This is a genomic window from Peribacillus sp. NJ4, assembly GCF_030348345.1.
Classification (GTDB): Bacteria; Bacillota; Bacilli; order Bacillales; family DSM-1321; genus Peribacillus.
In genome coordinates, this window is sequence record NZ_JAUCFQ010000001.1 from 1,000,244 (window position 1) to 1,021,516 (window position 21,273).

A 21,273-nucleotide genomic window follows, 5' to 3' on the forward strand; every position below is an offset into this window, starting at 1 on the left:
GTAAATGGCGAAAAACTGTTATATTAACTATATGGTTAAGCAAAATGAGGATAATTTAAATGAAATTTTTCATGCTTTAGCTGATTCAACAAGAAGGGAAATGGTTCAGATGATGGCTCTGAAAGAAAGGACGGTTTCTGAACTAGCGAAACCATTTGAAATGTCTTTGGCTGCTATTTCAAAGCATATAAAGGTCTTGGAGCGGGCAAATCTAGTCGATAAGATTGTCGATGGAAGAACTCACATCTGTCGATTGAAGACCGAATCATTATCACAAGCTACAGAATGGCTGCATTTATATGAGAAATTTTGGAGTATTCGTTTTGATCTTCTTGAGAATGAGTTATTGAAAGCAAAAAAGAAAGAACATTAAATTATGTAAGGGGTATGTAAATGCAAAAACATTCAACAACTACTTTAAAGATGACAAGAAATTTTGATGTAGTACCTGAAAGAGTTTTTGATGCATGGTTGAACCCTGAGATGATGAGAAAATGGTTTTTTACATTGGAGGGGACAAATAAGGTGGCACAAAATGATCCTCAAGTGGGAGGCACTTGGGAAATTATTGATCATCGCGATGGAAAAGATTATCGGGCGATAGGGGAGTATCTTGAAATAGACCTTCCAAACAAATTAGTGTTCACCTTTAAAATGCCGCAGTTTAGTGAATCGGAAGATACCATTACAGTTGAGCTGAAGGAACTTCAACAGGGCTGTGAAATGACCTTTTCACAAAATATCAACGTTCCTCATGAAGAAAATTGGACAGAAGCGGATATCGAAAAAGCTCTTGGAGAATATCATGATGGATCTGAACATGGCTGGAATTTAATGTTCATGGGACTGAAGGAATTGGTTGAAACTGGGCAAGTTAGCTATAAAGGCTAATAGTCGTTAGCATAATCCAAAGTTGATTCAATGAACTCAATTTGAAGGCACTCCAAATTAACTGGAGTGCTTTTTTAATTCAGCATTAATGGTCGCATCTTTTCTTGAAAAGTCGTTTAAATTGACAATTCCCTCATAGCTGGTAATATTTCTTTATTATTCCATTATTCTAGGCGATTCCATTAAAAGGCGATAAAAAAACTTTAGGAATAATGGGTGAAATAATCTAAGAAAGTGGGCAATATCGCTTTATATGACTAACTTTATGTATTTATTTTGTTTATTGGTATGGGGGCTTAATTTTATTGCCGTAAAGATTCAAGGTACGCCTGTGAGTTTAGAATTATCTTTAACGTATCGTTTAAGTTTGACGGCCATCCTATTCTTCATTCTATTGTGCATTCTTAGACCTAAAGGAAAACCAATGAAAAAGGATGTTCCATTTATTATTGTGTTTGGTATATGTAATTTTGCCTTAAGTTATTTATGCCTTTATTACGCCACTATCTTAAGTTCAGCGGCAATGGTTACATTGATATTTTCATTGAAAGTCATTTTAACACCCATTGCCCTTCGTATTTTTTTGAAAGAACCATTACATCCCCGTATCTTAATTGGTGGGGTAATTGGAGTGCTGGCTGTTTGTATCGTTATTTACCCAAGTTTGAATGACATTCATGGTTTTAATGATATAAAAGGTATCATGATAGCTGTTCTTGGTACGATCCTTACTGCATTGGGCGATGCTAGCTCAGCTAGAAATGCTAAGAATAAAGTAAATCCAATCTATGCTAATGTACTTGGATTTGCGGCAGGGGGAATTCTTTTAGGGGCAATTGTGTTCATTAAAGGACAGGCAGTCAGTCTGCCAACATCTATTACATATTTATCTGCTTTGTTCTATTTAACTATATTCGCTTCCTTTGGAGCTTGGCTATTCTACCTAAAGCTTGTAGAGAAAATAGGTGGGGCGAAAAGCGGATACATGGTTGCCCTTTTTCCGGCAATTGGAGGTATAGCTTCAGTGATGATTGGTGAATCAGATCCATCCATTTTCTTGGCTGCTGGCTGTCTTTTCAGTTGTTTAGGTGCTGCTATTGCCTTAGGATTAGGCACGCGAATTGGTAAAATAAACTTGAAGGAAGAAAAATCGACCTTTAAATAAGGGTTTCCGCAGTAATTCGATATACAGAGAGGGATGGGACAATGGAAAGTAAATGGCCAAAAGAAATGAAAGTATCGCAAATCCGAGTTGCACGTCCTACTGATCAACTAAAAAAGGTTGTCAACTTCTATTGTGAAGGATTAGGTTTGAAAAAAATCGGTTCTTTTGAAGGGCACGAGGGATATGACGGTATCATGATCGGGCTACCTGATTCCGACTATCATTTAGAGTTCACTCAACATAAAGATGGCAGTCCTTGTCCTGCCCCATCAAAGGATAATCTGCTTGTCTTTTATATTCCTGAACATAAGACCATTGAAGAAATCGCAAATAGATTGAAAGCGATGGGGTATGATCCAGTTTCTCCGGAAAATCCATATTGGGAAAAGTCAGGTGTTACCATTGAAGATCCGGATGGTTGGAGAATTGTATTAATGAATTCGCCCGGCATAGGAAATTAAAATAATAAAAGTGTACAGATGGGACTCGCCCCTAGCAATCTGATGAAGGAATTACGGTGTTCAAAGTTGAATGTAATGTTAATAAAATTTTCAGGGGTGTTAATGTGAATTCAACGGTAGAAACAATACAAGAATTAACAGAGAAAGAACAATGGTTAGAAGCCTTTCCAATTATGAATCAGTTACGTACTGACTTAACTCAAAAGACATATCTGGAGTCACTAGAAGAAATGAGGAAAGATGGGTATCGTTTGTATGCTTTATATAAGGATGACCGGATTGTATCCTTGGCTGGTTTAAGTTGGAGAGTTAACTTTTATAATAAACGTCACGTGTTTATTTATGATCTGGTAACAGATACTTCGCACCGTTCATTTGGATATGGAAAGAAATTATTAAGTTATATACATAACTGGGCAAAAGAAAATGGAGCTGCATATGTGGCATTGGAATCTGGAATTCAGCGAAATGAAGCGCACCGTTTTTATGAAGAGAAATTTGATTATGATAAATGGTGCTATTCATTCAGGAAAACGTTGTGATTTAAAAATAGCAGTAATCAAGTATAAGAGCTGAGTAATCAGCTTTTTTTTATGTGACTATCGGGGCAACGGTCGTTTTTGAAGGTGTTTGCCACGGGAACAGTAATTTCATTCCTTGCATAAAAGCCGCAAACTCATGTATCGACCAAACTTACGAGTAAAAGCTCGAAACTCACGAGTAAAAGCTCGAAACTCACGAGTAAAAGCCTGAAACTCACGAGTAAAAGCTCGAAACTCACGAGTAAAAGCTCGAAACTCACGAGTAAAAGCCTGAAACTCACGAGTAAAAGCTCAAAACTCACGAGTAAAAGCTCGAAACTCACGAGTAAACACCAAAACTCATGAGTAAAAGCCTGAAACTTTATGAAAAACGGGTGTGCTGTAGTCGTACTTAACATTAATTCGGAAAAATTTTGTAATGATTTTTTTAGCCTTGGACATACTTAGTTAAGACTCTTAAAGAAAATTTTAACTTAAGGAGGAACCCCAATGCCTGACGAAAATATACAAATGAAAATGGAAAATATTTGGCAGGATACATGTGGATCATGGGAAAACTGTACGGAAACTACAATTCAGTCATTCTTGGCAAAATCCGAAGAAAGCAATATAGACCCGCAATATTGCATGAGCTGGGTGGAGCAGCATAAAAACCAAATCCCTGAGTGGCCTGCCGTTTCAAAAGTGTCGCTTGACTGGGTTAATCAACATACTTCAACTGGTTCACCGATTTCGATGAAGGAAGAGGATCTTTAGAGGCAATTAAAACTTTTTTCATTTAGATTTTTGGGCTTTACGAACTCTAATGTGTAAAGAGGTGAAAATAGTTGTCGAATAATGAGAAACAAAACGGTCAATCAAATCGTCGGCAAGGTTCAGAAGATACCAGGGAGCATTCGAATAATGATCCAGAGTATAGAGCTAATGCTTGGGGCGAAACGAATGATGCGGATTCATTTGTACAATCAGCCATCCAGGAAGAATTCAACAATCCAGTAATCCAAGAATCCATCTTGAAGTTCAATAAAATAGCAAATGAAGAAGAGAAGGAATCATGATTAGGCGCCCTATTGGGCGTTTTTTATATGGGGCAACTCTTACTAGCCTTTCCGCTGAAATTATGTAAATTAACAAAAAAAAGATAGTGAGGGGTATCCTCACTATCTTTTTCATGTGATTTTATACTATATCTGCCATCTGATCTAGCTCCAAAGGCAAAAAGGCATATTCTCCATCCTTAATGATCTCACATTTACGAACTGGAATGGGATGCTTGAAAATGGGCCCATCTATTACCGTGGTATGGAACTCTCCACCTTCTCCGCAAGGGTCGATACCACGGGCTTCAAGCTCCTTCACGTATTCATGGGTCAACGTTCGCCCTAAGTCGTCCTCTCGCATTCCCAATGATAAATTAACAGTTACAATGATCGTTACAAATCCTAGATTCATGAACTCTTCGACAGCTTCACGATGGTTCATTTCCCATAAAGGCATCCCAAGCTTTAATCCCGCATTCTTCGTAACCTTTTCATGCCAACAGCCATGAGCAGGCATATCCAAGTCTCCAGTTACTAAAACTTCCGTTCCTTGATTTTTAGCTTTTTCTAAAAGGCGCATAAATACTTTTTCATAATCTGTCCAACTTGCAGCTGCAGTATATACGGGCAAACCTATGGAATTCGCTTGGGCACGTATGAGCTCAGGAGGCATTCCATGGGATCTGGAACGTTTCCCTTCCTCCTCCAGCATGACGATCAGTCCAACAGCTTCCCCAACCTTCATTGCTTTATACAGAGCTAGGACACTATCTTTTCCGCCGCTAAAAGAAGCTATAAATTTATGCCCGTGAGCACCATGTTTCCAATCGATTAATTCCGCCATTCATATCTTTCCCCTTTATTCTAATGACTTATTTCAAGATGCCCCTGTTATTAGCCAATTTCCTATTTTATATATGAGGTTTCTAGTCCCAAATTTCAGGAAAACCTCTTTACTGGAAATTCAGGACTTGTTTTGTAAAAACAGTGAAATCACTGAGATGATTCACTACGATTTGTTTTAAAATATCTAAATTAATGGTTTGGTAATCATGCACGGCAATATTTCTAAATCCAACCATAGCTTTTAAGCGCTTTGCTGTATCTTCATCAATGACCGAGTGTTCCTGCAACATATCAAAAGCATCCCTGCTTGACTGAGGCAACCCGAGTCTTTGATCAGCTACAATATGCATGGCCAAGTCGATCGAGGATTCGCAAGCACGTTGTATATTTAGGATGATGGAATCTTGTTTGGTAAAGTCCTTTAGGTTTTCTGGATTATTCGCGTATACCACCTTAACGCGGTTCATGCAACGTTCTATTGCATTGATTTTGTTCAAAATCACATCATTCTTCATATATGGTCCCACTTTCCCCTATTTTTTTAAGATGTTTTCACGTTCCTCATTCAATTTAGCTTACATGCTAAGAACAGTCATTTGTTGGTTTTTAAGAAGGGGGTCATCCTTTGAACATATCACAGTACCAGTCGTGTGAATCTGTGCCTGAAAAATCAATATCTATTTCAAGGATATCTGCCAGTTCCTGGGCCAATAAAAAAGCTCATAGGTACTGTAAGGACGCCATATCGATGTCACTATCCCGATGTGTAGTATTCTTCGCGTATGAGCCAAACACGATTATAAATGAAGGATCAATTTTGCCGATTAGGAACTCTTGGATACTTTGAAACATTTCTGTTTTCATAAGATATGCTCCCTAATGATTATACGAATAGTATACCAAACATTAGTTTTCCTTTGTACTGACCACAAAGGATCCTATGAAAAATATGGTTTCATTCATATAGGTTTCTATATGAACCAAGTGATTCGTTAAATTTTGGGGATAGAGTGATAACTGGTGGGAATCCGTAATTGCTTCTTCCCGGTAAACATAACTTTATCCTGGTTATCATAAAGTTTTATTAAAGAAGAATGATATACAAATAAAGGGAAAAGGCATCATGATATCGTATAAAGCATAGTATAATTCGTTTTTTTATTAACTAAGTTAGCAACATCATTAATGGGAGTGAAGAGTATGGAAGCGTCGGTAGAGCGGATTTTTTCTTATGAATTGGTGGGAAAGGCTGGGCATTTTTTTCAAGTGAGTTCAGGGAGTCCAGTAAAACTTGGAGATGCAGAGAACTATGTATTTGAGGTTTACCGGAATGGAACGCCATACATCTTAAGAATGACACACCAATCACATCGTACAAAAGGCCAAGTGCTTGCTGAGTTGAAGTGGATTGAGCATTTACAGAATAATGGAAGTGAAATTCCGAAAGTCATTCCTTCGACAGGAAATAATTTAGTTGAAATTGTAAAGGGTCTGGATGGCACGGATTTTTATTGCTGCCTGTTTGAAAAGGCTCCTGGTGTAAGGATGAAAGTCACCGATGAAAATTTCGACGAACATTTATTTTTTGAATGGGGAAGAACAATAGGGCAACTACATAAAAAAACAAAAAGTTACAAGCCTGAAACGGAATATAAAAGGCTGGATTGGCATGAAGAAGAATTATTGAATGCCGAACTCTATCAATCTGATGTTCCAGAGCAAGTGAAGCACCAACAAGAATTAATCATGAAGAAATTAAATGCGCTTCCAGTTCATCAAGATAATTTTGGATTGATTCATTCTGATATACATAACGGCAATTTCCATTTTCATGAGGGGAAGATTCATGTGTTTGACTTTGATGACTGTTCTTATCACTGGTTTGCCAGCGATTTGGCCATACCCCTGTATTATCTGATATGGAGCTTGGAACGTGAAGGTGTAAAAGAACTCGATGATTATGCTGCAAAATTCATGAGGGAATTTATAAAAGGTTATGAGACGGAAAATAAACTGGAACGGGCAGATTACGAAGCGATCCCGCTATTTTTAAAATTAAGGGACTTGACGTTATATAATTTTTTTCATAAAAAGTACGATTTGAATAGTGGGGATAGTCAATTATACAAAACCGTTCAAAAAATCGAACGCAGAATTATGGAAAGCCGTCCTATTGTTCACTTCGATGCGAACGTGATTCATTGAGGGTTCGTAATGAAAAGTTAAATTGATAATGGCCGTATAAGAAAGTTAGACAAGGAGACTTTAGAACAAATATGAAATTCAATGCTCTAGTACCTGAATTATCAGTATCGGATATAAGCGAATCGAAAAAGTTTTATATGGCTATTTTGGGGTTCCATTTAGAATATGAGCGTGTTAATGATAAATTTGCTTTTCTTTCTTTAGGCGAAGCGCAAATGATGCTAGAAGAAATAAATGGGAGCTGGGATACAGGAGAATTAATCTATCCATTAGGCAGAGGGATTAATTTTCAGATTGATATTGATGATGTTGAAAAATTGGCGGCTGCTTTAAAAAGAAATGGAATAAACTTATTTAGAGAAATGATGGAAAATCATTATGAAAGCGATAAAGGGGTTTTTGTAAAAAAAGAGATTTTAGTTCAAGATCCAGATGGCTATTTACTAAGGTTTTCACAGTCATTGAATCCGAGCGGGAGCAGTCAAGGGGGATTGGAATGTCAGAAATGAAAAATGATAGTCTTTCGTATATGATTCGGACTGGTGAATTGGAAGATGCGGAAGCTGTTTTGGAGTTACAGAATTCCGTTATTTCCGAAGGGGAGTATTTCATTGCAGTATCAAACGAGTTTAATAAAACAATAGAACAACAAAGAGATTGGATACAAAGTTCATTGGAAAATGAACGTGAAACCATCATCGTGGCCGAATTCAATGGTGAAGTGATTGGATGGATTGGATTTGAATCGGAAAATAGAAAGAGAATGTCTCACAAGGGCTCATTTGGATTGATGATCAGAAAAAATTACAGGGGTATGGGAATCGGAAAAGAGCTTGTTCAAGCATTATTGGACTGGGCAGAAGCCAATCCGTTAATAGAAAAGGTGAGTTTAGGGGTTTTTTCGACAAATCATCGGGCAATAGCCTTGTACAAAAGTATGGGGTTTGTTGAAGAAGGACGAAAAATAAAGGAATTTAAGATGAGCGAAAGTGAATACGTCGATGACATTATCATGTACAAGTTAGTTTGATAAGTCGGATACTGGCAATCCATAGCTCCAGCAGGATACAGAAAGAGCATGTATTGATTCCATACATGCTCTTTCTGTTTGTTATGTATCTTTTTATATTAAAATGACGTTTCCGTCATGCATCATTTAATTACTTTAACCTTCACTTGCTTTCTTCCCCATGTTAAAGCATCTTCTTCTTTAGCGATGAATACATCGATTCTGTTTCCTTTGATCGCTCCGCCCGTATCTGCAGCGATGGCTTGTCCGTAGCCTTCGACTTCAACGATCGATCCCAGCGGAATCACGTTCGGATCGACTGCTATCAGTTTGGCATCATCATATTTAATTAAATCGACGCCCATTCTTGTTGTGCCTGAGCACCCTTCGCAGCTCGCTGTATAAGCTGTACTTGTAACCGTCAGTTCTTTAACGGCTGAACTTGCTGAAACTGCTTTTTCATTTAATTTACTGAAAGTCCGTGCACCGGCTATTCCATCAGCTGATAATCCCTTTTGCTTTTGAAAGTTCATAACTGCTTGCTTTGTACCTGTTCCATAAATGCCGTCGATCGTTGATGTGTAAACATTCCAGGCTTTCAATAGCCTTTGCAGTTCAGCTACAGGTCTTCCCATATCCCCGCTTTTCAGGGTCTGTATTTTCTGATTCGTTTGTGTTCCTGCTATTCCATCGACTTTCAGTCCTGATTTTTCCTGAAATTTCCTTACAGATTCCTTTGTAATCGGTCCGTAGTAGCCTGTTGCTTCATGATAGGGAAAAACCCCTTTTGTCAGTAATAATTCTTGTAGTTCTTTTACATCGCCATTACTCATTCCAAATGAAAGTGTGCGATCCAAAGCAGCGGCTTCGCCTTTAGTTGGCATGCAAACTCCTAGAATGAATACAGAAGCCGTTAGGATCGTTAATAAAATTTTCTTCATGTTTATCCTCCTCGTTGTTTCCTGCAATTAAACCATTCGTTAAACTATCACTCTTTTAGGCGCAGTTAAGGAAAAACACCGCAAAGGCACTAAGGAATTGTTAAAAGATGTAACATAAAGAAAAGAAATGAGGCGGAGAACGGGTTACCATGTCCTTAGTAATTAACGGATTCTGGATTCTATGAAAAATAATCACGCTTCCCATGGAACGAAAAGAACCGTTTGGTTGAACAAGGGGATTCATTCATGTACGTTTATGTTAATAGAAATTCCATTTCACGGTTAGAGGAGGAAATTATTTTGATTAAAGCAGTTATTTTCGACTTTGATGGTTTAATTTTAGATACAGAAACGGCTTGGTATCAGGCTTATAAGGAAACGATGGCTTTTTATAAATCTGATTTGCCTCTCGAACAATTCGTTAAATGCATCGGAACGGATAATACTGAACTTAATCAGTACTTCAAAGATCAGCTGGGGGAAAGGTGTAATATTGATGAAATTGAATCCAGAGCAAAAAGCCTCCATGAAGTAAAGATGAAAACATCACAGGCACGTGAAGGTGTAAAGGATTATTTAGAAGAAGCAAAAAAAAATGGATATAAAATCGCCCTCGCTTCAAGTTCAACAAAAGAGTGGGTCACGCATCATTTGGGGGATCTTGGACTGTTAAACTATTTTGAAGTAATTATCACAGGGGATGATGTGGATAAAGTAAAACCAGCTCCTGATTTGTATTTAAAGGCAATTGAAGTTCTGGATATTCAGCCCACAGAAGCCGTAGCATTTGAAGATTCGTTAAATGGGCTTCAAGCGGCCCTGACTGCTGGATTAAAGTGTGTAATCGTACCAAATCCCGTGACGGAAGCTTTAGCTTTTGAAAACCATCATTTACGCCTCCGATCCATGGTGGATAAGAGCTTATCTGACGTTATAAAACATATTGAGCAATAAGCGTTCGACGGTAAGTGTAGTATGATAAAGGAATGAAACCACGCCGAAGATGGCAGAGTCTTCGGTTTTTCTGGGTTTTATTGAATGTTATATTTAGGTGGGGAGGGTGAATTTATGGGATTGCATATCAATGACGAAGGAGTCCGGCTGCGGGAGGTAAAGGAAAGTGATCTTCCTATCTTTTTCGAGCAGCAATTGGATTTGTCCGCAAGTTATATGGCTGCTTTCACATCTAAAGATCCAACAGACAAAGTGGCTTTTCTGACCCGCTGGAAGAATATCTTATCGAACCGGGATATTCAAAAAATGACGATAATCTGCAACGGATGTGTTGCGGGCAACATTCTCAAGTTTGAACAGTTTGGTAACCCGGAAGTGAGTTATTGGATTGGGAAGCAATATTGGGGTAAAGGAATTGCTACAGAGGCACTGGTCAATTTTTTGCCGAAAATAAATGTTCGTCCTCTTTATGCTCGGGCGGCCAAGGATAATCTAGCATCCATCCGGGTGCTGGAAAAATGCGGATTTGAGAGATTCGGTGAGGACAAAGGGTATTCCCATGCAAGGGGTAAAGAGGTTGAAGAATTCATTTTGAAACTTGAATCCCCAAACCCAGTTAAGATAAGAATATAACAATATCGTTTAACCTATGAGGAAACAGGTGACATACAATGGGGTTTAAGATTTTTTCCATCATTTTTATTTTATGTGGTCTTTTTGTAATGTGGTTCGCCGTTTTTGGCAAAAAGAAAGAGATCAAAGAGTTCGGATCCGGAATACCAACGAATTTCATCGATGTAATTGTAATGATGATATATAGGCTTTTTCCTTCTTATATTAGAAGAATCTTTCTTTTTGCCTTAGGTCTTGCCATTTCTATATTCTTTACCTATTTTTTGCTTTTTTTATGATTTTCCATGAATTTTCCTTATTAGATAAAATAATCCTGAAACTTTATTCTTTCGGAAACGTATTAAAAGGTAACGATACATAGGAGTTGTGGCTATTTCGAGGAAAAAAAGTGATGGCAGTGTTATTGATAATGGGAATTATGGGGCGGGATGTCATTTTCTCTTTTTTAAGCAAAAAGGATTTGACATTAAGGTCAAAAATCAAGCAGTGGAAAATATATCAGGATTATATTTGAGCTATCAACATATTCCTCGCCTGTATAGACTGCCATCACCTTGGATTCCATCGATGGTAACGGTGAAAAAATCTATTGATTGTAGCTGATATTGAAAATAACTGTGGCCCATTTGTTTTGATATCAAAGTCCTAATGGGCTGCTCCATATCCAGATGGAAAAATATCAGTATAGTAATAATATGCATAATATGGTAATGTTGAATTTGTGTTATTTTGGAAAATATAAAAAAAGGAAGGTATTATATGTCTGAATCGGTTCTTAAGGTTCAATCCTTAACTAAAAAAATTGGAAAAGCAACCATTGTAGACAATGTTAGCTTTGAAATAAAAAGTAATGAAATATTTGGTTTGCTTGGTCCGAACGGGGCTGGTAAGACCACTATCATCCGTATGATCACAGGTCTTATCAATCGTACGGGCGGCACTGTCATGATCAATGGCAGTGACCTCGATAGAGATTTCGAAGGTGCGATGAATCAATTGGGGGCCATTGTTGAAAACCCGGAGTTTTATAAATACATGACAGGCAGAAAGAATATCCTGCATTATGCCCGAATGTCATCCAATGAGATATCCAATGAGAGAATAGAAGAGGTCATAAAGCTTGTAAAACTGGATCATGCCATCGATAAGAAGGTTAAAACATATTCATTAGGGATGCGTCAGCGCCTTGGCGTGGCACAGGCCATTTTACATAAACCGTCGTTATTAATTTTTGATGAACCGACGAATGGCTTGGATCCACAAGGGATTCGCGAGTTTCGCGATTATTTGAAAGTACTGGCAAGTGAAGGCGTCGGGATATTGATTTCATCCCATTTACTATCGGAAATGCAATTGATGTGTGATAGTTTTGCCGTTATCGAAAAGGGAAAACTGATACATACGAAAGAACATATATTAGATGAAAAAACCGAAACAATCAATGAAGTTTCATTTACTGTTAGTGATGGGAAGCTAGCTAAAAAAATCCTTCAAGAACAGTTTGTCGATATTACGATTTTAAAATATGATGCGAAGACAATCTCCGTATCAGCCACTCGTGAACAAACGGCCGATATAAATAGGAGTTTTAATGGAAATCAGCTGGATGTCTATGAAATTGGCATTACTAGAAAATCACTGGAAGATAAATTCTTTGAAATCACTGAGCAGGAAATGAGGGAGTCTGTATGATGTCCTTAGTAAAAAATGAATGGATGAAAATCTTTTCAAAAGTTTCAACTTATATATTCATCGCTTTTCTTTTATTGGCAGCATTAGGGGCTGCAGTCATCGATTATAAACTAAGTCCCGAAGAATCAGGTAAAGATTGGAAGCAAGGGTTAAAGGCAGATATCCAAGAACAGCAAAAGGCTTTGGAAGCTAAGGATATCAGTGACGAGGAAAAAGCGATGATCATGGAAGACATTGATCTCAATAAGCAACTTTTAGCTGATAATATAAACCCTGACTTAAACACGAATTGGACCTATATGGCAGAATGGACGACATCATTAACATCATTTGTCACTTTATTCGTCGTCATTGTTTGCAGCTCGCTCGTTTCCTCGGAATTTTCGGATGGTACCATAAAACAACTGTTGATCAGGCCTTATAAACGGTGGAAGATTCTTCTTTCCAAATACATTACTTCCCTGTTATTTGCTGCGTTATTACTGGCGAGCCTACTTATATTCAGTTATCTAATCGGAATCATATTCTTTGGCAATGGCTCGTATTCAGACAAAATCATGGATCCTGCAGCTTTCGGTGAATTCAGTCCGGTGGTAGTCGGCGAATATTTCGTAGACATGATCGTTTACTGGATACCAGGATTCTTAGTCATCACGACCATCGCTTTCATGTTAAGCACATTATTTAAAAACCAAGCACTTGCAGTAGGTATATCCATTTTCATCCTATTTGCTTCCTCGACATTAAACATGGTCATTCAATCATTCATCGGTAAATACGAGTGGTTAAAATTCGTCTTATTCCCCCACCTTGATTTAAGGGGCTATATTTCCGGAACCATAGAAATGTTTGATGGAGCTACCCTTGGATTTTCAATGGGTGTACTGGGCATCTATTATCTTATCTTTTTAGCGCTAACTTTCTTCTTCTTCCAGAAAAAAGATATCACTAATTAAATAATCCTTACTGGAAAAAACCGAAATCAGTGGCTGATTTCGGTTTTTTCTTATGTTAACACGCACAAAAATACGGCAAACGAATTGATAATTCGACCCACGCGGAAACAATTCGACCTACGTGCCGATAATTCATTCGATGCTCAAATAGAAGATCGACCGTGTTAGTTATTTAGTAGATATATTTCTTAATCTTCAACGAATTGGATTAATCCGCAGCGTCATCCCCTCAAATTCCACACTAAAACTACTAAAGCGAAACTCCATATTGAGTGCAAACTGGAAAAAGTTCTTCGAAATTTATCGTTACTTAAAATTTTATTTCCAATGAATCTTGATACCAGATAAGTATATAAATTGAGTTATTTTACCGATAACAGGTACTTTAACCTAATCACTTATGATTATATAAAATTCATTATATATGAAGGGTTCTTTTGTAATGGTTAATAAGTATCTATGTTTTGTTGTATTTTGTTAATATTCTGATATTTTTACTAATTTACTAGATATATTTACTGATGTATAATCTGTTAGAGTTAATTGGAATTGGAGGAAATATTTTGTTGAAATTCAGAAAGTACATTGCATCGATTTTGATTTTGGCTTTGTTATGTAGCTTGTTGCCAACCTATACAGGTGCTTCAAGTGAAAATACGAGTCAGACGAAAGAAAATGAAAAGGAAACAATCAACACTGACAATTTGGATGAAGTGGTGAAAGAAAGAACGGAAAGTTCAAAAACATTCACTGATGGAGAAGGAAACTTTGTTAAAGAGATTTATCCAGAAGAAATACATAACAAAGTAGACGGAAAATACAAGACCATTTCCGAAGAGTTAGTGGAAAAAGATAATAAGGGCTACATAGAGACAGAAACAACAAACTTAGAATTTATGTTTCCTGAGAAATTAGGGGAAGATAAGCCTTTAATTTATCAATCTGGTGAACACAAGTTATCATTTGAGTTAACTTATGCCTCTGATGGAGAGAAGCAGACTGAACCAACTTATACATCGGGGTCAGTAAAAGAAGAAAATTCAATAACTCTTAAATCTATATACCCGAATATTGATCTACGGCATGTTGCCTTAAATAATGAGGTAAAAGAAGATTGGATTATGAATGAATATAATGGTATCAATGAATTTCACTATACCATTCAAACGGATTTATACGGTCAAGTTGAAAAAGACGGATCTATAGGATTCTATGAAAACGAATCTAAAGAGAAATCAATTTTCACTTTACCAAAGCCTGTAATGGTGGATTCAAACTATAACGACACTTTAGGTGATGGTGTCCGATCGACAGATATCCATTATGAGTTAAATAAAAAATCAGACGATAGTTATGAGTTAGTATTAAAAGCTAGTAAAGAATGGCTATCTTCGTCTAAGCGAGTCTTCCCTATTTATATTGACCCTTCTGTATCGATTGATGCATTGGGAGATACATTCGTGATGAGCGCCTATCCAAATAACAATTACAATAAAGAATGGGATCCATCACAAGGAGAATATGTATTAAAAACAGGATATTATGATAGCACTACAGGAACCAATTACCCGTTTGTTAAATTTAGTGTAATTGGTGATTTAAAGGGTGCAACCATTGATTCTGCTGAATTAGCCGCCTATGTTACCCATTCTTATTATGTCGATACAAAAACGGATATATGGGTAGATGAGGTAAAAGCACAATGGTATGTAGATGAATTAACTTGGAACAATAAGCCATCATCCACCAAAATAACCAGTACGTCTGTTGCTAGGGATCAGTGGGCTTATTTTGATGTTAAGAATACCATCCAGGCTTGGGTGGACGGTACAAGAGAAAACTATGGATTTAAATTCCATACGAACGGAAATGGCAAAACACATTGGAAAAAAATCACGGCTGCAGAAAGTGCGAAAAAAGCTAAATTGGTTATTAGTTACCATTATGAAAAGATGAAGAATCCTACAGTCAGTTCTTTCTCCTATGGTGAGGGGAAGGCTGATGGATATATTGATGTTAAGTGGGGTTCCGTTCATGGAGCAAAGTCTTATGATTTGCAAATGTATGATGGTAAGGGTTATCAGACTATTTATTCTGGTACATCTACAAGTTGGTCAACAAAGGGCAAAAAGATATTCCCTAAAGCTCCTTATTCAACAAGTTCCACGTATAAAACGGATAGCACGGGTGTTGAATTACCGGTAGATCCGAGTGCTTTTTATAGTGTGAAAAGTGGAACGACAACTACGAAAAAAGATTACGGATTTCGTGTAGTAGCAAAATTTGCAAATGGAGATAGCCCGGCTTCAACAGCTATTTACAAAGCCATACCAGTTGTGCAAGTGGGAATTCCGGATATTCCAGCCGTAAAACCATATGCGTACCCGGAAACAGATACAGTAAATAAAGGGCGTGGTTGGCTTGATATTTCCTGGAAACCAGTGACTAATGCAACGGGTTATAAAGTTCTTATTTGGAATGGTACAAAATATAAAGAGTTTTCGGTAGGTAAAGTAACCAGTGTTAGTACAAAGGGGAAAAAGATCTGGCCTACGGATGCGGATTTGAAAAATGGGATTAAAGAACTTTATCCAGTCGAATTAGACAAATCGACAAGTATAGGTAAAGGAACAGAATTACCAATTGACCCTAGCATTACTTATGGAAATGGTTCAAATCGTTATAGTATTCGAGTCAAAGCAATTTCTGCAGCAGGAGATTCAGCTTCATCAGATGTTAACTATGGATACATACCATTATATGCACCTAAAAATGCAAAGCTAACTAGTAATTTAGAGGATATGGTCAATAACAAAAGTAGTTTGACAGTGAAGTGGGATGCGACAACTTCAGCAAAATATTACGAGGTACAGATTTCCGATGATAAAACAACTAAAACATATCAAGTAAAAGGCAAAACATCTTTCACAACAGAACCCATTTATGGTGTTTCATCAAATTATTCCGCAACGGTTAAAGCCTATTATGTGGACGACGACAATGCTCCAGAAACAGAACAGGGTAAAATTACAGGAAATCGTGGTTTAAGTCCTGCTTCGAATAAAGGAACGGTATCAGTTGATCCTAGAGAGGATTTAAATGGTTTAGAAGATTATTTCACTTATGAAGACCATTCATTTGGAAATGCAACTGCTTCCGTCAATGTAACCACGGGAAATATGGTCATGGAGTTCACGGATCAATCCCTATTCACTCGAGGTCTCTTAGGATTTGATTTTACCCGTTACTATAATTCACGGTCCACTCGTACTTCTGCGCTTGGGCAAGGTTGGACATTTATCGGAAATGAGAAGTTGAAGATCCTCTCGAACAAAGATATTCTTTATACAGATGAAGATGGAACTACACATATCTATGTCTATAAAGATGCGAAATATGTAGCTCCAAACGGTATTTACGAAAAATTAGAGAAACAAGATGAACAAACTTGGACTTTAACTAATCCGGACGGTTTTGTTCAGACATTTAAAATAAGTAAAGATTCATCTAACTTCTTAATTGCTTCTTATACAGATAACTACAAAAACCAAATAGACTTCGTACGTAATGAGAAAGATCAATTAATTACAGTGAAAGAAGCTAAGGGAATTGATAAGCAAGAAAAAATAGCAATTAGTTATCAAGATGATAAAATCAGTAAAGTTCAGTTTGCAAATCACTGGACAACATTTACGTATATCGGGGACTTACTAGTTAAGACTACCATTGGTAATGATAAGACAACGCGTACAATTATTGAAAACTTTGCATACAATAGTCACAATCAATTAGTGAAATATGTAGATGGAAAGAACAATACATCAGAATTTTTCTATGCTGAAAATGAACTAAAGATATTTGATAAACAAGCAAAAGATGAGGAATTATCAGTTACAAATAGTTATCAATTTAACGTAAAAGACAATGAGTATAAGTCCGTTGCAACAGATGATGCAGAAACGATTTATAAACGCGATTTAAAAAATAATACGTATGCAGTTTCCCAAGTGACAACGCCATCAGAAGAAGACCAAAATTCAACAATATTTTATGATTTAGATAAAAATTTTAATGTTTTAACGGTCACAAATCCTGATGGAACAACGGAAAAAAATTCGTATGATACAAATGGAAATGTGCTTTCTTCAAAAACAACTAATGGAACAATTGTAAATACGTACAATGACAATAATCAACTCGTAAAGACAGTTGCAGCCAATGGAGAATTAACAACCAACCAGTTTGAAGGGCCATCTCTTGTTTCCAGCACATTGAATGATGAAACAACAACATATACGTATGATTCATTTGGTCGTTTAATTAAAACAAATTATCCAAATAATACATTTGAAAAGATTGCATACGATGATGACGTATTTAAAGAAAAAGTTACCGATAAAAACGAAAATACGACATCTGTTCAGTATACAATTTTCGGACAAAGAGAAGAAGTAACAGATGCAGAAGGACATACAACGAAATATACGTATGATCCATTATATTTTGATAAGCTTACATCTGTGACAGACGGTAATGGGTACAAAACAGAATACACCTATGACGCAAACAACAATATGACATCTCTTATAGATGCATTAGGACGTAAAAAATCATATGAATATAACTATAACGATCAAGTAACTAAAAAAGTCATGCCATTAATGACATTCCAATATGAATATGATTTAAATGGCGAAATGAGTAAAGAAACGCTTCCTTCTGGGATTCAAAAACAGTATAACTTTAATGAGAGTGGCAATCTGGATACGATAAATTTGCTTAATGCACAAGACGAGACAGCAATATCATACCAGTATCAATATGATGCATTTGATAAACTTACTACATTATTACAAGACGGCCAGTCAATCAAAGCATATGACTATAATAAAGAGAGTAACTTATTAGAGAAATATGGCTTGGGTTCATTTGTCCAATCATATACTTATGACGATCAAGAACGTTTAACTAAACGAAAAACTTCGTATCAAGATATTTTCTCTGTTCAAGAGTCCAAAACGTATAAAGAGAACACTGATGATATTCAAAAAGTGCAGTATAAAATGGGTGAACAAGTCTATCATTCTTTTGCATACGATGACAATGCAAAAAATAACAATCAAACAATTTCTGTCAATGACGATTTATTAAAACAAGTTTCACAATTAAATGATGCCAATCGTTTAGAAACATTGACATATACATCTAAAGCACAATCACCATTCGTGATTGCATACGACTATACGAAAAATGGCAACATTTCAAAAGAAACCGTTCAAAATAAGACCACAACTTATGCATACGATCAAAACGAACAACTGGTTAAAGAAATATTATCAAATGGTCAAGAAAACACCTATTCGTTTGATAAAGTAGGAAACCGTTTAACGTCGAATATCAATGATAAAAAAATTACCTTCACTTATAATGATGCGAATCAAATTAAAACCAAAAATGACATTGTATACAAATACGATGTAGATGGAAATCTTATACAAGATGAAAACTATCACTACACGTATAATGCAATGCAGCAACTAACAGTTGTAGAACAATTAGATGGCCGAAAAATCGCATCTTACACTTATGATGAAAATGGTTTACGACTAACAAAAACTGTGGGAGATACGATCCATGAATACTTCTATAATAATGAAGTGTTAGATATGGAAGTCATTAAACAAAATAATCAAGTTATTTCTTTTCGTTCTTATGAATGGAACCAGTACAATCCACTAGGTATGATTGTAAAAGAAAAAGATACTACAGATACTTGGACAACAAAGTCTTATCAATTTACAACAAACCAACGAGGTGATGTTCTCAATATTCGAGATGAAAGCGACAAAGAAGTTGGTTCATACACATATGATGCATATGGAAATATCCTTTCAGTTGAAGGTGATATTGGAAAAGAAAATCCTATTCGTTATGCGGGCTATTACTTTGACGATGAAACAAAGAATTACTACTTGCAAGCCAGATACTATAATCCAGCGAATGGATCGTTCTTAGCGCTTGATCCACATCCCGGTGATGATGATGAACCGATTTCACAAAATGGCTATACCTATGCGAATAATAACCCTGTGATGTACGTTGATCCGAATGGTCTTTATAGTATGAGAACGAGCGTGATTAAAAGCGGAGTAGATGTTTTAGTTACTCTTATTCCAGGTCTAAAAGCCATTAATACGCTATTGAAGCTTAGAAAACAAAAGCAAGTTCACAACTTGTTAAATGGAAAGAAAATAAAAATTAAAATAAAAATAACTAGTTATCTTACACATGCAGGACTGAATAGATCACTTGCGATAACAACTGCTGCGACGGTAGTAAATTCATTGTTTGCTGTTACTGGGTGGTCTGTAGGGAGTATCACAGTAATGGTTCTAAAAAGATACTTCAAAGCGTATAAGAAAAAAGCTAAAAAATATATAAATTGGGGTCCAAAGGTTAATGTTGAATATATTAATTTTAGTAAAAGAAAATAAATCTATTAATTTATGAGAGGTATTTCAGTGGTCAAAATTTTATACATTTTTATATCTATAATATTTTGTTTTATAACGATTCGTCTATATTTCTGGACAAGGCCAAAAAGAAAAAAGAATACATCTGATTTGAAAGTTAGAATATACCTATATATGTTTATTTCATTTTTCATATTTTATCTTATTGCAACTGTTCTATTGGGATTCAACGAGTAGAAATAATTTATTGTTAAAAAGTTACTCTAAAGAGGTTAGTTGATTGGAATAAAAAATGGATCGTTCTTAACGCTGATCCACATCCCGATGATGATGAACCGATTTCACAAAATGGCTATACCTATGCTAGGAATAATCATTGGTGAAATTCTAGAAAGATTATAGCCCCTGGAATAAATTTAACGATTTTTACTACTACGGGTTTTTTTGGCGGAAAAATGAGTAGTGCTTTACTTAAGTATGGTAAAAGGCAATTATCAAAAGCAAAACGAACAACTTTTGCAAAAAAAATAAAAAGCAGTTTAATAAGAAAGGGGGGGTCAGCTAAAGGTGCAGGCTATGTTCTTAGAGCCCTGAGTAGCTACAGTAGCTTCATATTATTCAAACCCAGGATATTATATATTTAACTATCTTGATAGTATGGTTATTAAATAAATTGGAGGTTAGAATAAACTGGAGTTTTTAAAAGCGAAGAAATGGAACATCTTTAGTTTTTTTCTTTTTATGATTATTTTGCTTATTTTAAGTTATATTCTTACGGATGGACCGGCTACTTATTCTGGCCCCATTGGTATAACTTTTGGATACATTATTTATCAATGGTTTAATTTTAGAAAGAATTATAGAGATTAGTCATAGTGTCAGATATAAATGTACTGGATAATTGGATCTACTACAAAATAGATGGTCATGAAGATATCTTCCGAGTTAAAACAGATGGGACAGAACATACCTTATTTTCAAAGCATGAATAAAGTAAGGTGCACTCCTGTAGTTTTGTAAAAGACTAATAGATTCGAAGAAAGCTTTGTGGAGGTGGATCTCTACAAAGCTTTTCTTAATTCATGAGCGAGACAGTTGTACCTACGAGGACCATCTTCTCAAAATTGTTGGTATGTTAGTTAATTAACTTAATATAAAAAACACCAGCCTTTTACATAGAGTGTCCTGTAAAAGGGTTTGGTCGTTTAAGAAAGCGATGCGATAAAGAATATGTTCATTAAAAATTTCTGCTATCATTACATCATTTATCCAATCATATTTGTTGGGGTATATGCATTATTTGCTATTTTTAAGCTTGATGATACACCCGTTCCAATAAGTGATGCTCTGCATATGATTTTACTCTATTATTTTGCAATTAGTGTGTATAATGCTTTGCCTACCATAAAATCTAATCGTAATAAAAAAGGCAGCCAATAAAAACAGTATTTAATGGAATTTACAT

General features: G+C 36.1%; 20 protein-coding genes. 15 read left to right on the plus strand and 5 right to left on the minus strand.

All coding sequences use genetic code 11. The features are described 5' to 3' along the window. Positions 1 to 4 precede the first annotated feature (4 nt). From QUF94_RS05080 to QUF94_RS05100, 5 genes are all read left to right on the plus strand, one after another. Positions 5 to 373, plus strand: coding sequence for an ArsR/SmtB family transcription factor (locus QUF94_RS05080; protein ID WP_289314878.1), 369 nt, complete (start codon positions 5 to 7; stop codon positions 371 to 373). Positions 374 to 393: 20 nt separating this feature from the next. Continuing rightward, positions 394 to 891 carry an SRPBCC family protein gene (locus QUF94_RS05085; protein ID WP_289314879.1) on the plus strand — a complete coding sequence of 166 codons (498 nt, stop codon included), beginning with the start codon at positions 394 to 396 and terminating at the stop codon, positions 889 to 891. Between the two features lie 253 nt (positions 892 to 1,144). Further along, positions 1,145 to 2,056 carry a DMT family transporter gene (locus QUF94_RS05090; RefSeq protein WP_289314880.1) on the plus strand — a complete coding sequence of 304 codons (912 nt, stop codon included), beginning with the start codon at positions 1,145 to 1,147 and terminating at the stop codon, positions 2,054 to 2,056. 65 nt (positions 2,057 to 2,121) lie between these two features. Beyond that, positions 2,122 to 2,517, plus strand: coding sequence for a VOC family protein (locus QUF94_RS05095; RefSeq protein ID WP_289318289.1), 396 nt, complete (start codon positions 2,122 to 2,124; stop codon positions 2,515 to 2,517). A gap of 104 nt (positions 2,518 to 2,621) precedes the next feature. Further along, complete coding sequence (locus QUF94_RS05100) at positions 2,622 to 3,059, plus strand: GNAT family N-acetyltransferase (RefSeq protein WP_289314881.1); 438 nt, start codon at positions 2,622 to 2,624, stop codon at positions 3,057 to 3,059. Between the two features lie 134 nt (positions 3,060 to 3,193). Here the strand turns inward: QUF94_RS05100 and QUF94_RS05105 are convergent, their stop codons facing one another. After that, positions 3,194 to 3,457, minus strand: a complete 264-nt coding sequence (locus QUF94_RS05105) for a hypothetical protein (RefSeq protein ID WP_289314882.1) — start codon at positions 3,455 to 3,457, stop codon at positions 3,194 to 3,196. Positions 3,458 to 3,548: 91 nt separating this feature from the next. Here QUF94_RS05105 and QUF94_RS05110 point away from each other — a divergent pair, with 91 nt between their 5' ends. Then, positions 3,549 to 3,815, plus strand: coding sequence for a hypothetical protein (locus tag QUF94_RS05110; RefSeq protein WP_289314883.1), 267 nt, complete (start codon positions 3,549 to 3,551; stop codon positions 3,813 to 3,815). A gap of 71 nt (positions 3,816 to 3,886) precedes the next feature. Then, positions 3,887 to 4,117, plus strand: coding sequence for a hypothetical protein (locus QUF94_RS05115; protein ID WP_289314884.1), 231 nt, complete (start codon positions 3,887 to 3,889; stop codon positions 4,115 to 4,117). Between the two features lie 121 nt (positions 4,118 to 4,238). On the opposite strand, the gene QUF94_RS05120 is transcribed toward QUF94_RS05115, so the two are convergent. From QUF94_RS05120 to QUF94_RS29040, 3 genes are all read right to left on the minus strand, one after another. Then, complete coding sequence (locus QUF94_RS05120) at positions 4,239 to 4,943, minus strand: Dph6-related ATP pyrophosphatase (protein WP_289314885.1); 705 nt, start codon at positions 4,941 to 4,943, stop codon at positions 4,239 to 4,241. Positions 4,944 to 5,052: 109 nt separating this feature from the next. After that, a complete protein-coding gene (gene hepT, locus QUF94_RS05125; RefSeq protein ID WP_289314886.1) occupies positions 5,053 to 5,460 on the minus strand; it encodes a type VII toxin-antitoxin system HepT family RNase toxin in 408 nt (135 codons plus the stop codon). Positions 5,461 to 5,665: 205 nt separating this feature from the next. Next, complete coding sequence (locus QUF94_RS29040) at positions 5,666 to 5,809, minus strand: nucleotidyltransferase domain-containing protein (RefSeq protein ID WP_289314887.1); 144 nt, start codon at positions 5,807 to 5,809, stop codon at positions 5,666 to 5,668. A gap of 336 nt (positions 5,810 to 6,145) precedes the next feature. On the opposite strand from QUF94_RS29040, the gene QUF94_RS05135 reads away from it, so the two are divergent. The 3 genes from QUF94_RS05135 to QUF94_RS05145 all read left to right on the plus strand — a co-directional run bounded on the left by QUF94_RS05135 (position 6,146) and on the right by QUF94_RS05145 (position 8,180). Further along, on the plus strand, positions 6,146 to 7,150 hold the full coding sequence (locus tag QUF94_RS05135; protein ID WP_289314888.1) for a phosphotransferase enzyme family protein: 1,005 nt from the start codon (positions 6,146 to 6,148) through the stop codon (positions 7,148 to 7,150). Between the two features lie 71 nt (positions 7,151 to 7,221). Further along, the gene (locus QUF94_RS05140; RefSeq protein ID WP_289314889.1) at positions 7,222 to 7,659 is read left to right on the plus strand and encodes a bleomycin resistance protein; all 438 of its coding nucleotides are present in this window, start codon (positions 7,222 to 7,224) and stop codon (positions 7,657 to 7,659) included. Continuing rightward, positions 7,647 to 8,180, plus strand: a complete 534-nt coding sequence (locus tag QUF94_RS05145; RefSeq protein WP_289314890.1) for a GNAT family N-acetyltransferase — start codon at positions 7,647 to 7,649, stop codon at positions 8,178 to 8,180. The genes QUF94_RS05140 and QUF94_RS05145 overlap by 13 nt, the downstream gene beginning before the upstream one ends. A gap of 122 nt (positions 8,181 to 8,302) precedes the next feature. On the opposite strand, the gene QUF94_RS05150 is transcribed toward QUF94_RS05145, so the two are convergent. Further along, positions 8,303 to 9,100 carry a peptidoglycan-binding protein gene (locus QUF94_RS05150; RefSeq protein WP_289314891.1) on the minus strand — a complete coding sequence of 266 codons (798 nt, stop codon included), beginning with the start codon at positions 9,098 to 9,100 and terminating at the stop codon, positions 8,303 to 8,305. A gap of 246 nt (positions 9,101 to 9,346) precedes the next feature. Here QUF94_RS05150 and QUF94_RS05155 point away from each other — a divergent pair, with 246 nt between their 5' ends. The 5 genes from QUF94_RS05155 to QUF94_RS05175 all read left to right on the plus strand — a co-directional run bounded on the left by QUF94_RS05155 (position 9,347) and on the right by QUF94_RS05175 (position 19,829). After that, entirely contained in the window at positions 9,347 to 10,054 is a 708-nt protein-coding gene (locus tag QUF94_RS05155; RefSeq protein ID WP_289314892.1) for an HAD family hydrolase, read from the plus strand. A gap of 114 nt (positions 10,055 to 10,168) precedes the next feature. Then, a complete protein-coding gene (locus tag QUF94_RS05160; protein WP_289314893.1) occupies positions 10,169 to 10,687 on the plus strand; it encodes a GNAT family N-acetyltransferase in 519 nt (172 codons plus the stop codon). Positions 10,688 to 11,446: 759 nt separating this feature from the next. Next, a complete protein-coding gene (locus QUF94_RS05165; RefSeq protein ID WP_289314894.1) occupies positions 11,447 to 12,379 on the plus strand; it encodes an ABC transporter ATP-binding protein in 933 nt (310 codons plus the stop codon). Then, complete coding sequence (locus QUF94_RS05170; protein WP_289314895.1) at positions 12,379 to 13,335, plus strand: ABC transporter permease; 957 nt, start codon at positions 12,379 to 12,381, stop codon at positions 13,333 to 13,335. The genes QUF94_RS05165 and QUF94_RS05170 overlap by 1 nt, the downstream gene beginning before the upstream one ends. A gap of 563 nt (positions 13,336 to 13,898) precedes the next feature. Further along, positions 13,899 to 19,829, plus strand: a complete 5,931-nt coding sequence (locus QUF94_RS05175; RefSeq protein WP_289314896.1) for a DNRLRE domain-containing protein — start codon at positions 13,899 to 13,901, stop codon at positions 19,827 to 19,829. The last annotated feature ends 1,444 nt before the right edge of the window (positions 19,830 to 21,273 follow it).